This is a genomic window from uncultured Shewanella sp. (assembly GCF_947497935.1).
Classification (GTDB): Bacteria; Pseudomonadota; Gammaproteobacteria; order Enterobacterales; family Shewanellaceae; genus Shewanella.
In genome coordinates this window covers 12,730-25,894 of sequence record NZ_CANMIO010000016.1, presented here as the reverse complement: position 1 = coordinate 25,894, position 13,165 = coordinate 12,730, and the positions used below count along the sequence as shown (strand labels likewise).

Genomic DNA, 13,165 nt, shown 5'->3' with positions numbered 1-13,165 from the left:
TTGGGTCATAAACCTAGTTCGTACCGAATTGATTTAAAGAGATAATTATTATGAAAACATTTACAAAAACTACCCTAGCTGTTGTGACAGGTTTCACCCTGTTTATGTCTGCCAACTCAATGGCCGCAACCGAGCTGACCTCTGATGTACAAAAAGAGTCGTACAGTATCGGTGCTTCTTTAGGTAAATACATCTCTGGTCAAATCTACAGTCAAACGGAGCTTGGTGCAGAAGTGGATGTCGACCTTGTCATTGAGGGGGTAGTGGATGCACTTAAAAACAATCCCCAGTTTTCAGATGAAGAAATTCTCACTTTCCTTAACCAGCGCGCCGAGCAGCTCAATACTGCCCGTGAAGCTGCTGAAGCCAAAGTTGCGTTAGCAAACGTTACGGCGGGTAATAAGTACCTAGCTGAAAACAAAAAGAAAGACGGCGTAAAAGAGACTAAGTCTGGTCTGCAATACCAAGTGATTAGCGAAGGCGAAGGCCGTAAGCCGAACCCACAAGATGTGGTTACCGTGCACTACAAAGGTTTCTTAATCGACGGCACTGAGTTTGATGACTCACACAAGCGTAATGAGCCAAACCGCTTTGCATTAATGAGCGTGATTGACGGCTGGCAAGAAGGGATCCCATTAATGAATGAGGGTTCTACTTACAAGTTTGCTATTCCTGCTGCGCTTGCCTACGGCGACAAGCAAGTCGGCATTATCCCACCGCAATCAACACTCGTGTTTGAAGTTGAGCTAGTGAAAGTGGAAGCACCTGGTGACAACGCACATGGCATGGGATTAAGCGGTATGGGCATGGGCGGTATGATGGGCGGCGGTCATTAATCGCTGCGTTTAACGCAATGGTTTTAAGTCAGTTTATTAAGTTAGTTTTTTAAATCAGTTTTTTAAGTTTGTCGCTTGTAGAGAGTCACTATGAATAGTTTAGCTATCGGCATTACTGTCACCCTATGTGCAGTTATCAGCTTAATTTGGCGTCATCATCACTCTAGTCAAAAGCATGGTGTAACCCCGATAGCTAACCTTTGCGAAGATGGAATAGATGAGCAATCCACCAACGTTAAGGTACCCGTGGTGCTATCTGTAGTGCTCTTTACGACGACACTATTAGTTTACTCACAATTAGGCCATTTCAATGGTTGGAACAAAGGAGTGGTAGACAGCAATATTGATTATCTGATCACCGCAGAAATCAATAAAAACGCAAAGAAAGTAAGTGAGCAACCTAGCAATGAAATTGCATTGTTAAATTTGGCCCAGTCTTATGTCGATGGTGGACTCTATAGCGAGTCAGTACAAACCTTCGATACCTTACTCAAGCTCACGGGCGATGATGCCAGCATTATTGGCATGAAAGCCAATGCCATGTATTACCGTGACAATCGCGAGATGAGTTTAGACATAGATCTGGTCATCGCCAGAGCTTTAGCCCTCGATGAGTTTGAGCCGCAATCAAGACTGCTGCTCGCGACCCACGCTTACCTTAATGGCGAGTATGAAGCAGCCATCGAGCAATGGCAGAAGTTACTCGAAAGCGACAGGCAGAACTTCAATCGGGCCTCAATTAACAATGCAATTTTAAGAGCCGAGCAAAAAATCGCTAATCGTTCAGTGGCTGCATCTGAGTAAAGTCACGTAAAACCTAATAAGTATAAATATATCAGCAAAATAGCTGATAGCTGGAGGATGCTGTGAGTGAAAATATAGAGAGACGGAGGTTCCTTAAGTGCTTAGGAGCCAGCTCTTTGATAATAGCGCCCTTGGGGTGTAGTTCTGTCAAAGAGGGTGAGTCAGATGCAAACAAGCCCCATTACGCCATGGTGTTTGATCAAAATAAATGTACTGGCTGCGGCGAGTGTAAAGAGGCCTGCAATCTAGCCAATAATTTACCTGAAGGTAAGTCGAGACTGTTGATGGAACAGCATTCTGGTGGTTTAGAAGGGCAGCCTTGTCCGCACTGTGGCAAAACCACTGAGTGTGGCTGTGAACGTAAGTTTGTTCGTGTGTCGTGTCAGCAATGTAAGAACGCCCCATGTGTCACCGTATGCCCGACGGGCGCGGCGCACAGAGATGAGAAGACCGGCATTGTGACTATGGACGCGGCTAAGTGTGCAGGTTGTAAGTACTGTATTGCCGCTTGTCCTTATGACGCACGTTTTATTAATAAAGAAACCGATGTCGCTGATAACTGTGACTTCTGCCTAAACAGCAAACTTGCCATTGGCGAGCTACCTGCTTGTGTACAGAAGTGCCGTTACGATGCACTGATCTTTGGTGATATTAACGATCCGACATCCTATATCAGTAAGCTATTACGAGTAAAAGATTCTGTGCGTATTAAGCCGGGGTTTGGTACTGAGCCTAGCTTACGTTACATACCTATTGTGAAGTTAGGAGTATAGATATGGACGGCAATATTGAGTTTACAATGGGGCTTTCCGAGGGCCTTGCATGGCCTTGGCCTATTGCGGTTTACCTGTTCTTCGCGGGGATCTCTGGTGGTGCGCTAGCCACGGCGTTATTCTTGCGATTCTACAAACAGCAGACAACTAACACACCATTTTATAAAGCGGCGGCATTGATCTCGTTCGTGACGATTAGCTTAGGTATGTTATGTCTGGTATTGGATTTGACCAACCCACTGTTTTTCTGGCGAATTTTGGTTTACTACAACCTCAATTCAGTGATGTCGATTGGTGTTATCGCGCTCTCGGTTTATATCCCGTTAGTGGCGCTAATCTGCCTATTTGCATTTGAAGAAGAGATCCGCGAGATCCCTGCACTGAAAGTACTCGTGCCAGTAGTAGAAAAGCTACAAGGTATTCGTCGTCCATGTGAAGTAACCGTATTAGTACTGGCTTTAGCTGTGTGTGCTTATACCGGCTTCTTAATCTCGGCTTTGATCCGTTTTCCCATCATCAATACCTCTGTTTTACCGGCGCTATTTATTGCCTCCGGTATTTCAGCAGGCGCTGCAGCAGCAAAAATGCTTGCGGTATCGATGTTTAAAGAAGACTTACATAGCCAAGATATGAAGGTTCTGCATGGCGCTGAGTGGCCAATCATGATTGCTGAGATGCTATTCATTTTCATGATTGTGACATCGCTTATGACGGGTAACGCGGGAGCACAAAGTGCATTTGCCGCTTTCCATACTGGAGAGTGGGCGGCGGTGTTCTGGTTTGGTGTGGTTGGCCTAGGTTTTGGTGGGCCACTACTGCTTAACTTCGCTACGGGTAAGTCTTTTAGCCACTCGGCTAAGGCCTTCTACCTATCGGGTGTTTGTGCCGTTACCGGCATGATGTGTCTGCGTATGTTTATCCTGTATGCCGGTCAAAACTTCGCTATCTAGCCCTAGAGCAAGTTAGCCAAGTCGCTAGTCGTTCGCTCCTAATACGCCGTCCCTGCAAGGCAGGTATTAGGAGCCGAACTGCTACTGAATAGCAAAATATTAAACGCTTAGCTCACAGCTTGTAGACCCTCTGGACATAAGGCGGTGAGTGCCAATCTATAAACCTCCTCTAGTTGGAAACTGTATGAAAAAACTGATGCTCATCTTGCTCTTTATTCCGCTAATGTACGCTTGCAGCCAAGGTGATGCCGCGTCGCAGTCTACTCAAGCACAACCGATACATGACCATGACCGCTGCCACCTTTGCGGCATGATGATTACCAAGTATCCAGGGCCTAAGGGGCAATTAGGCCTAAGGAACGAAACCATAGTGCCAAAGTTCTGCTCGACCCGAGATATGTTTAATTTTGCTCTACAACCAGAGAATCAGCGTCAGATCACGCATTTGAAGGTGCATGATATGTCGGTTACAGATTGGGAAAATCCTGAGGATAGTAGTTTTGTTGATGCGACCACTGCTTGGTATGTTTATGGCACCAGTAAGAAAGCAGTAATGGGCCCTGCGGTGGCATCATTTGCGACTAAAGAGGGGGCCACCAAGTTTGCTACCGAATTTGGCGGAGCGGTTTTAACCTATGAACAGATCACCATTGAGTTACTTGCTGGCGAGTAGGGCGACTTTCATGCGCCTGTTGTTTTGGGCGTTTGCTGTCGGTTACGGCACGTTTTGCCATGCAGGCAGCTTAAGTGTGTCTAATACCGAGCAGCTTAGGCTTGCACTGGAGCAGGCCCAAGTTGGCGATCGCATCGTGCTTGCGGCGGGTCGTTATCAAGGCCCGTTGCAGATCCGTCAACCTCTCATCCTTTCCAGTCGCGGCGATAGCACTATTGATGCCAATGGCACTGGCAGCGCAATTTATGTGTTTGCTTCTAATGTTGAGATCTCTGGGCTCAGAATTGAAAACTGGGGTAATGATCATTATGAACGTGATGCCGGGATCTTGGTCGAGTCGGGTAGTGATAACGTTAAGATCCACAACAATAACTTACGTGGTGATGGCTTCGGTATTCGCGCCGATGAGCTCAATAATATCCAGATTAACGATAACGTCATCGTGGGTAACAACCGTTTATATACTTTAGACCGCGGTGATGGCATTCATCTACAGCATGTGGTCGATGCCGAGATCTGGGGCAATACCATTTCCCAAGTGCGCGACGGTGTGTATCTCGAATCTGGCAGTAACAGCAAGGTTTACGCTAACCGATTGTTTGACCAGCAATACGGCATTCACTACATGTACACCCATGATGATGAAGCCTATAACAATCAAAGTTATCAAGTTGATGGTGGCTATGCCTTGATGGATTCGAAGCGTATCCATCTACATCGTAATCAGGTATGGGATGCGATCGATTTCGGCATCTTGCTCAATATGACTAAAGACTCGCTGGTGGAATTTAATCGCGTCGAACAGATTGTCAATCGCAGTGACAGTCAAGTACAAGGCCAAGAAGGTAAAGGGATCTTCGTATACGGCGCTCGAGACAACACCATAATTAATAATCACTTTGCCTACAATGATATCGGTTTCTATATGGCCATGGGCGGTGAGGGTAACCAAGTTTACGCTAATCAGTTTATTGATAATTTTTCTCAGGTTAAGTATGTCGGTGATGCCTTGTTAGAGTGGAGCAAAGCTGGTCGTGGGAACTACTGGAGTGGATACCTAGGTTGGGATCACAATTTGAATGGCGTAGGCAATACGGCCTACCAGCCTAATGATAATATCGATAAATTATTTTGGCTTTATCCTGAAGCTAACTTCTTGATGGATAGTCCAATTATTGTGGTGCTGCGTTGGGTTCAACGTCAATTTGAGATCACTCCGCAAAGCGGTATTGTCGACAGTTATCCGTTACTGAATATGAACCCCGCGTTTAGCAATTAGGTTTATTTTATGATGGCTCTTGCTGAGCTTTTCATCGTAAATATAAAAGCCTATTCGGAGAAAAAATGAATCCTTGTTTAGCGGTTTCAGCGCGAAACATTAAGCATCAGTTCGCAGATTTCGTTGCGCTTAATGATGTGAGCTTTGAGGTTGAACGGGGTCAGACAATGGCGCTGCTTGGGCATAATGGTGCTGGCAAGTCGACCCTGATAAAAATTATGTTGGGGCTAATTAAGCCAACAAGTGGTGATGTAAAGGTTTTAGATAATAACTTGTTTAGCCTCACGAATAGAGCCGATTTAAAGATTGGTTACTTACCTGAAAACGTGAGTTTTTATGACAAGTTAACTGGCAAAGAGATCTTAAATTACTTTGCCGCGCTAAAGGGCGTGAAGTCTGTTCGGGTTAAACAACTGCTACAAGACTTTGGTTTAGAGTATGCGCAAGATAGAGCATTAAAGACCTACTCTAAAGGAATGAAGCAGCGGCTTGGCTTTGCTCAAGCTATTTTAAGTGAGCCTGAGTTATTGCTACTCGATGAGCCAACTGTGGGGCTCGATCCTGTGGCCTCTAAGTTCCTATACGGCAAGATTGATGAGCTTAAGCTGCAGGGATGTGGAGTCATTGTGTGTACCCATGAGCTGTCACTGATTGAACACAATATCGATATCGCGCTTATTCTCGCAAAAGGTCAGGCGTTGGCATCGGGCAGTCTTGCACAGCTTAGAGCCGGCAGTGGCCTGAAAACTCGGTTAACTTCGCCTCAGCTTGCACGCTATGTGGCTTCACAACCTGAGTTGGCTGCACTGTATGCCGACAATGCATTATTGCTGGACAACCAAACAAAGCCGAAGGCGCTACAGTTGTTGACCACGGCCTGCCAAGAGTATGACTTTAGCTTGCAAGAGCCTGCTTTGGCCGATATTTATCATTTTTATATGGGGCAATGTGCTCAAATTGACGTAGTGAGTTAACCCAATGCTAACCTCTCCGGTATGTGTCATCGCTAAAAAAGAGATCCAAGACAGCCTGCGTAATCGTTGGGTGTTATTTATCTCGCTAATCTTTTTAATCTTATCTTTGAGTGTCACTTTTGCGGGCAGTGCGGTAGCGGGTCATCTGGCGTTACCTCAATTGGATGCCTTGATATCAAGCTTGTCGACGGTTTCGGTGTTTATTATTCCGTTGGCGGCCATGTTGGTAAGCTACGATGCCTTTGTGGGGGAGGATGAATCTGGCACTCTATTATTATTGCTGTCTTATCCTATTACTCGTTTGCAAATTCTATTGGGTAAGTTGTTAGGTCATGGGCTGATCATGAGCGCTACGATTAGCCTTGCTTTTGGACTGACCGCATTGCTACTTTTGGCATGCGGTGATTATGACGTCGCTAAGAGTTTGGCTCAGTTTGGTCAATTTATTCTGAGTAGCATTTTGTTGGCTATCGCCTTTATTTTGCTGGGTTATATTGTCAGTTTGAAATCCACCGAGAAGGCGAAAGCTGTTGCTAGTATCCTGTTCGTTTGGTTTGTGTTCGTACTCATTTATGATCTGTTGTTATTAACAATATTAGTTGCAGACTTGGCCTTTTTTAATCAGTATATAATCAACTTCTTAATTGCACTTAATCCAACGGATCTTTATCGCGCCATTAATTTATTAGGCACCGATGCCGGTAATGGAAGTTTGGCGATTCTTTCCACTGTTACCTGGGGTAAATGGGCGCTGTATGGTGTGATGTTACTGTGGGTTACAGCCTTAGTGTTTATTGCTAATCAACTATTTAAACGCCGAGCTTTGTAATTAAAAAATGGGGGCTAGAAATTAAAATGTTAGTTATGTGAACATTAACATGCTGATTTTTAATAGCTGATTTGATTTCAGGGCGAAATCACGTTTTTAATAAAATTTTTTAGTAAACTAAGATTAAGTTTTATTAATGCCCGAGTTACAGTGAATTGATTTGTAGAGGTTTAAGGTGCTAAAAGTTACTCCATACTTGGAGCTGGATGAAGAAGCTAAGCAATTAGTTGATCATGCGAATAATAAAACCATAACCCTGACGGTGTCAGAGTCTGCGGTTTTGCATCAATTAATTCTCGCTGTTAGTTCAGTATGTACAAAAGAAGAGTTGCTAGCAGCTGGTTGGCCCGATCGCGTTGTTGCTGCAACCTCGCTCACTCAATGCGTTAGTACCCTCAGAAAGAAACTCGAAGCCTATCCTGAAGTCATGTTGCGCACTATTGCCGGCCGTGGCTATCAGCTTAATGTCTCTACCCGTTCTCATATAAAAATGCTTGCGGTCAATGATCCTGAATCAGTACGGGCAGCAATTGTTGATGTTTCATTACTGGTCAAAATAAGCGGGATTATTATTGTCGTGCTGATCGCTTTGTCAGTTTGGTACTTTAGTGATTATCACGGTGTGATAAAAGCTAAAAATAGTTGGGATGCTAACAAAAATATCCCGTTGAATATTGGTGGCGTTAAGCAAGATGTTCAGCTTATTCATAAAGACAATGTCGCACATCTGCACCCGTCAATGTGGCAAAAGCACTTAGCCCCCGAGTCTAATCATCTGGATGGCATGAGCAAGTTTAATGGCTATGCGCTAACCGATGGTAATTATTATTCGATGGCGGTGTGCCCAGGTGCTGACAAGCAAAACTGTTCAGGCAAGGGCCTAATCAATATAACCGCAATTGATTTGACGCCAGCGGGTTTGAATATGAAAACCTTTACTGAGCTTACCCATGAGATGGAGCAGCGTATTCGCTATAACCGCGTCATCATTCCTCATGACGAGCCGGGTACCAGTGGTTTTATCGAGCATCATTATCATGCGGACGTGTATTATCCGGTACAAGGTAATATGCTGGTGCGCTCCGATATTAGCTTGTCACTTATCTATGAAAGTGAAAAAACGGGTAAGTTTTATTCCGCTGCTTGCGTGACCGATGAAGAGTGTAAGACCACACCGATCAAATATAAGATAAAAGGTGACTTTACTCAGCACCGCGAAAAAATTAATGACTTAGATGTGGATGTATTCCATGTCAAAGTAGCTCAAAAAGAGTTGATTAAGCCCGATCAAGTAAGCTCATCTGCAATGCACTTTTATCGTGAAATTCGTAAACACGAGATCATCGATAGCGATCTGTATTTCTATCGCATCTATAAAGATTCTGAAACCGCAGTGTGGATAGTGCCTATCTTAGGTAATCTAGTGGCTTGGTATGAGTACGATAAGGTAAAGCTTTAATAAAAGCAGGTTCTAGGTTAAAAGCAGGTTCGAGGTCCTAGGCCCTAGGAAAAGCTGAATAAAGCTGAGACGGTACAAGCTGAGACGAAAAAGCAAAAGATTACAGCGAGCTTCTTTTGATTGTATAGCAGGACGCAGTCCGCTCTAGCCGCGCAGCGTTCTAGAATCTAGGTTCTATACAGAGCAGGTTCTAGCAAAAGCTCAGCGGCAAAGGTAGTGCTGTTGGCTTTTGCTCTTTCTAGCAGGGCGTAGCCCGTCCTCGCAGCGAAGCGTCCTAGGAGCTAGGCCCTTCTTTTAAAACTAAGACTTAACCCTATTGTAGGTCGGCATTTATGCCGCCACGCGAGTCAAAAAAGGCAAAACAGCATCAGATGTTTTGCCTTTTTTACATCGTACAGCAATAACCAGAGCGTGATAAATCAATCCGATAACCTCATAAATTTCCTCTTATCCACCATAGAACTATGGCGTTTTTGTTAGATCCTTCACAGATCTCATTGCTGCTCCATGCAATATCGAAACGTTTCGATTACCCTGCTCGCAATTGCTATCGAAACGTTTCGATGGCTAGCGATAAGCCTTAGGTTGATAGATGAACAAACACGCTTTACTCAATGCCGATATGAACTATCTGGCTGCCATATTGGGTCATACCGATGAAGTGACTATTTGTGATGCGGGATTACCCATTCCAGCATCTGTGCAGCGCATAGATTTGGCGTTGACTCATGGGGTACCGAGCTTTATTGCTACCGTTAAAATCTGGCTAGCTAGCTCGCAAGTTGAGGGGCTTGTACTAGCGCAAGAGTTTGCGGATGTTAGCCCAGAGTGTCATCAAGCGTTATTGCTCGAAATCGAAGCCGAGCAGCAAGTAACAGGACGCACTTTTTCGATTGAATACATCAGCCATGAAGCGTTTAAGCAGCGCACGGGACACAGCCGTGCGGTGATCCGTACAGGTGAATGCACGCCTTATGCCAATGTAATTTTTAAAACCGGTGTTGTATTTTAAGCTTATCGGAGTCACTAATGACCGAAGCAATATTGCAGTTACAAGCCATTGAAAAGTCTTTCCCAGGGGTTAAAGCCCTAGATAAAGCCAGCTTAAATGTTTACCCAGGTAAAGTGATGGCCTTGATGGGAGAAAACGGTGCTGGTAAATCGACATTAATGAAAGTACTCACCGGGATCTATAATTTAGATGCGGGCAGTATTGTTTATCAAGGTAAGACACGTACCTTCGATGGTCCACGTGATTCACAAGCCGCTGGCATAAGCATTATTCATCAGGAGCTTAATCTTTTACCTGAGCTCACCATTGCCGAAAACATCTTCCTTGGGCGTGAAATCACTTCACGCTTTGGCCGTATACTTTGGGATGAGATGAATGCCCAAGCTGCCGCATTATTAGCACGCTTATCTGTATCTCATTCGCCGCAAACATTGGTCGGTCGGCTGAGTTTAGGTGAGCAGCAGATGGTTGAAATAGCCAAAGCTATCTCGTTCGACTCGAAAGTTATCATCATGGATGAGCCGACAGATGCCCTCACCGATGTTGAAACCCAGTCGCTGTTTAAAGTCATTAATGAGTTACGTGAGCAAGGCTGCGGGATCGTTTATATCTCGCACCGCATGCAAGAGATTTTTACCATTTGTGATGCGGTCACAGTGCTTAGGGATGGCGGCTTTATTCATGAATGTGCGATTAGTGACATTGATGAAGACCAACTGATAGAGCGCATGGTGGGGCGTAAGCTCGCCGATCAATATCCACGTATCGCGATTACCCACAAAGGCTGCAGAATGGCAGTCAATCAACTATCGGGTCCCGGGGTTGAAAATGTGAGCTTTAACCTTAACAAAGGTGAAATCTTAGGTTTTTCTGGGTTAATGGGGGCTGGACGCACTGAGTTGATGAAAATGATCTTTGGCGCTGAGACTAAAACCCAAGGTCTGATAGCGTTAAATGGCTGTGATATTAAGATTAATAACCCACAACAAGCGCTTGATGCCGGTATTGCTTATATCTCAGAGGACCGCAAAGGCGATGGCTTACTGCTGGATCTATCAGTAAAAGAAAACATGTCTATAAGCGCGCTAGCCAAGTTAAGCACTGGGCTACAACTGCGTCACCGCGATGAAATGATTGAAGTCGATCAGTATATCGATGCCTTTAATATTAAAACCCCAAGCCGTGATGCGCGCATCGGTAATTTATCTGGCGGTAATCAACAGAAAGTATCAATCGCTAAAGGTTTAATGACCTTACCGCAGGTGCTTATCTTAGATGAGCCAACCCGTGGTGTGGATGTGGGAGCCAAGAAAGAGATCTACGACTTAATCAACCGCTTCAAGGCTCAAGGTATGAGTATTATTTTGGTGTCATCAGATATGCCTGAGTTATTGGGGATGTCTGATCGTATTTTAGTGATGCATCAGGGCCAGATCTCTGGCGAATTTGACGCATGCCAAGCAGATCAAGAATCCATTCTTGCTTGTGCAGTCGGTAAAACATTAAACAAGGATATTGCATGAGCCAGTCAATTACAGCGCAGCCATTTTATAAGCGTATTAACAAAGCTTGGTTGATTGAGAACAAGTCTCTCATCGCCCTGTTTAGTTTGATTTTTGCGGTCTCCTTGTTGAGTCCTAATTTCTTAACCGTCGATAACTTACTTAATATTCTGCGTCAGACGTCAATCAACGCGATTATCGCCGTGGGCATGACTATCGTGATTTTAACCGCGGGGATCGACTTAAGTGTCGGCTCGGTATTGGCCTTAAGTGGTGCAATCGTGGCGACCTTAATCGGTTTGGATGTGCCTGTGATAGTGGCTTTACCGGTGGCGCTCATTGCTGGTGCCGCACTCGGTGCAATTAGCGGCATTATTGTTGCTAAGGGCAAGGTACAAGCCTTTATCGCGACATTGGTGACCATGACGCTATTGCGCGGTGTGACCATGGTATACACAGATGGTCGTCCAGTACCAACAGGCTTTAGCGAAACTGCTGATTCGTTTACCTGGTTAGGGACTGGTTATGTACTCGGTATTCCAGTGCCGGTTTGGTTAATGGCCATCGTATTTGCTGGCGCCTGGTATTTACTAAACCACACTCGTTTTGGCCGTTACATTTATGCGGTAGGCGGCAACGAGTCTGCTGCACGCTTATCGGGTATTGCGGTTGATAAGGTTAAGATTGCAGCCTACGCTATCTGTGGCTCGATGGCAGCGCTTGCCGGCTTCATTGTGACTGCGCGTTTATCGTCGGCGCAACCAACGGCTGGTATGGGTTATGAGCTCGATGCGATTGCGGCGGTCGTGTTAGGGGGAATCAGCTTAATGGGCGGCAAGGGGCGTATCATGGGTACCTTAATTGGCGCACTGATCATTGGCTTTTTGAACAACGCCTTAAACCTGCTCGATGTGTCGTCTTACTATCAGATGATTGCCAAAGCCAGCGTGATCTTACTTGCGGTGCTTATCGACACTAAGCAAAAAGCCTAGACTCCTTATTGGCGGAACTTAGCGAAAACTCTAACTAGAGAGATGCCAGTTCTGCCTTTGCATTTACTGTATTGAAAAGGTTTACCATGAAGCGACTTGCCAATCATAAAGTGTCAGTTCTCTTGTCTGCAGCCTTGCTGTCGGCTAGCAGTTCTTTTAGCGCCAGCGCACAAGATGCGATTGCTATCGTGCTATCGACGATGAACAATCCTTTTTTTGTCACCATGAAAGACGGTGCCGAAGCCAAAGCGGCAGAGCTTGGTTATAAGCTGATTGCTCTGGACTCGCAAAACGATCCCAGCAAAGAGCTAGCAAACGTTGAAGATCTCACCATGCGTGGCGTTAAGGCCATTTTGATCAACCCGACTGATGCGTTAGCGGTAACCAATGCCATTCGCACCGCTAACCGCGCTAACATTCCAGTGCTGACATTAGATAGAACCGCAGAGCATGGCGATATCGTGAGTCATATTGCGTCTGATAATATCGCTGGTGGCGAGCTTGCCGGGCAGTTTATTGCTGAGACGCTCGGGGAGAGCGCTAAGGTTATTCAGCTTGAGGGCATAGCCGGTACTTCTGCCGCTCGCGAGCGCGGCGAAGGTTTTAGCAACGCAGTGATAGCCAATCACCTAGTGATGTTATCTAGCCAGCCTGCGGATTTTGACCGTTCGAAAGGCCTAAACGTGATGGAAAATATGCTGGCAGCCAATGGTGATGTACAGGCGGTGTTTGCCCAAAATGATGAAATGGCCTTAGGCGCGCTGCGCGCGATTGAAGCGGCGGGTAAAGATATTATGGTGATTGGCTTTGACGGCACTGATGAAGGTATTGCGGCGGTTAGACGCCAGCAACTGTCGGCAACCGTAGCTCAGCAACCTGAGCTACTCGGTGCAACGGCGATTATGACAGCAGATAGAATTTTAAAAGGCCAATTCGTTGAAAAATCTATCCCTGTTGCGTTAAAAATCATTACTCAAACACAGTAATGTAAGCGGCAATTTGTCACACTAGTATTTGGCGTCAGGAGAGTTAATATCTAGGCGCATTTTCCTCTGAGCCCAACATCAAACTAAGTTGGCCGC

At 45.4% G+C, this 13,165-nt stretch carries 13 protein-coding genes; all 13 read left to right on the top strand.

Annotated features, from left to right (window positions below):
- The first annotated feature begins 50 nt into the window (after positions 1 to 50).
- The 13 genes from Q1A86_RS16195 (at position 51) to rbsB (ending at position 13,069) form a co-directional block, all read left to right on the top strand.
- Positions 51 to 836: an FKBP-type peptidyl-prolyl cis-trans isomerase gene (locus Q1A86_RS16195; RefSeq protein ID WP_299808631.1), complete on the top strand. Its 786-nt coding sequence runs from the start codon at positions 51 to 53 to the stop codon at positions 834 to 836.
- A gap of 90 nt (positions 837 to 926) precedes the next feature.
- Complete coding sequence (locus Q1A86_RS16190; protein WP_299808628.1) at positions 927 to 1,640, top strand: tetratricopeptide repeat protein; 714 nt, start codon at positions 927 to 929, stop codon at positions 1,638 to 1,640.
- Positions 1,641 to 1,702: 62 nt separating this feature from the next.
- A complete protein-coding gene (locus tag Q1A86_RS16185) occupies positions 1,703 to 2,413 on the top strand; it encodes a 4Fe-4S dicluster domain-containing protein (protein ID WP_220765641.1) in 711 nt (236 codons plus the stop codon).
- Between the two features lie 2 nt (positions 2,414 to 2,415).
- Entirely contained in the window at positions 2,416 to 3,363 is a 948-nt protein-coding gene (gene nrfD / locus Q1A86_RS16180; protein WP_299808624.1) for an NrfD/PsrC family molybdoenzyme membrane anchor subunit, read from the top strand.
- 184 nt (positions 3,364 to 3,547) lie between these two features.
- The gene (locus Q1A86_RS16175) at positions 3,548 to 4,036 is read left to right on the top strand and encodes a nitrous oxide reductase accessory protein NosL (protein ID WP_299808621.1); all 489 of its coding nucleotides are present in this window, start codon (positions 3,548 to 3,550) and stop codon (positions 4,034 to 4,036) included.
- 10 nt (positions 4,037 to 4,046) lie between these two features.
- Positions 4,047 to 5,315, top strand: a complete 1,269-nt coding sequence (nosD, locus tag Q1A86_RS16170; RefSeq protein WP_299808618.1) for a nitrous oxide reductase family maturation protein NosD — start codon at positions 4,047 to 4,049, stop codon at positions 5,313 to 5,315.
- A gap of 65 nt (positions 5,316 to 5,380) precedes the next feature.
- Positions 5,381 to 6,289, top strand: coding sequence for an ABC transporter ATP-binding protein (locus Q1A86_RS16165; protein ID WP_299808615.1), 909 nt, complete (start codon positions 5,381 to 5,383; stop codon positions 6,287 to 6,289).
- A 4-nt stretch (positions 6,290 to 6,293) separates the two neighbouring features.
- Positions 6,294 to 7,118, top strand: coding sequence for an ABC transporter permease subunit (locus Q1A86_RS16160; RefSeq protein WP_299808612.1), 825 nt, complete (start codon positions 6,294 to 6,296; stop codon positions 7,116 to 7,118).
- A 175-nt stretch (positions 7,119 to 7,293) separates the two neighbouring features.
- A complete protein-coding gene (locus Q1A86_RS16155; RefSeq protein WP_299808609.1) occupies positions 7,294 to 8,577 on the top strand; it encodes a winged helix-turn-helix domain-containing protein in 1,284 nt (427 codons plus the stop codon).
- Positions 8,578 to 9,169: 592 nt separating this feature from the next.
- The gene (gene rbsD, locus Q1A86_RS16150) at positions 9,170 to 9,589 is read left to right on the top strand and encodes a D-ribose pyranase (RefSeq protein WP_299808606.1); all 420 of its coding nucleotides are present in this window, start codon (positions 9,170 to 9,172) and stop codon (positions 9,587 to 9,589) included.
- Positions 9,590 to 9,606: 17 nt separating this feature from the next.
- Positions 9,607 to 11,112: a ribose ABC transporter ATP-binding protein RbsA gene (gene rbsA, locus Q1A86_RS16145; protein ID WP_299808603.1), complete on the top strand. Its 1,506-nt coding sequence runs from the start codon at positions 9,607 to 9,609 to the stop codon at positions 11,110 to 11,112.
- On the top strand, positions 11,109 to 12,083 hold the full coding sequence (gene rbsC / locus Q1A86_RS16140) for a ribose ABC transporter permease (protein WP_299808600.1): 975 nt from the start codon (positions 11,109 to 11,111) through the stop codon (positions 12,081 to 12,083). The genes rbsA and rbsC overlap by 4 nt, the downstream gene beginning before the upstream one ends.
- 86 nt (positions 12,084 to 12,169) lie before the next feature.
- Complete coding sequence (gene rbsB / locus Q1A86_RS16135; protein WP_299808597.1) at positions 12,170 to 13,069, top strand: ribose ABC transporter substrate-binding protein RbsB; 900 nt, start codon at positions 12,170 to 12,172, stop codon at positions 13,067 to 13,069.
- Positions 13,070 to 13,165: the final 96 nt, after the last annotated feature.

Bases quoted from the DNA above. Each gene is read 5' to 3' on its own strand.
- Q1A86_RS16195 (WP_299808631.1), top strand. From the start codon at position 51: ATGAAAACATTTACAAAAACTACCCTAGCTGTTGTGACAGGTTTCACC.
- Q1A86_RS16190 (WP_299808628.1), top strand. From the start codon at position 927: ATGAATAGTTTAGCTATCGGCATTACTGTCACCCTATGTGCAGTTATC.
- nrfD (WP_299808624.1), top strand. From the start codon at position 2,416: ATGGACGGCAATATTGAGTTTACAATGGGGCTTTCCGAGGGCCTTGCA.
- Q1A86_RS16175 (WP_299808621.1), top strand. From the start codon at position 3,548: ATGAAAAAACTGATGCTCATCTTGCTCTTTATTCCGCTAATGTACGCT.
- nosD (WP_299808618.1), top strand. From the start codon at position 4,047: ATGCGCCTGTTGTTTTGGGCGTTTGCTGTCGGTTACGGCACGTTTTGC.
- Q1A86_RS16165 (WP_299808615.1), top strand. From the start codon at position 5,381: ATGAATCCTTGTTTAGCGGTTTCAGCGCGAAACATTAAGCATCAGTTC.
- Q1A86_RS16160 (WP_299808612.1), top strand. From the start codon at position 6,294: ATGCTAACCTCTCCGGTATGTGTCATCGCTAAAAAAGAGATCCAAGAC.
- rbsD (WP_299808606.1), top strand. From the start codon at position 9,170: ATGAACAAACACGCTTTACTCAATGCCGATATGAACTATCTGGCTGCC.
- rbsA (WP_299808603.1), top strand. From the start codon at position 9,607: ATGACCGAAGCAATATTGCAGTTACAAGCCATTGAAAAGTCTTTCCCA.
- rbsC (WP_299808600.1), top strand. From the start codon at position 11,109: ATGAGCCAGTCAATTACAGCGCAGCCATTTTATAAGCGTATTAACAAA.
- rbsB (WP_299808597.1), top strand. From the start codon at position 12,170: ATGAAGCGACTTGCCAATCATAAAGTGTCAGTTCTCTTGTCTGCAGCC.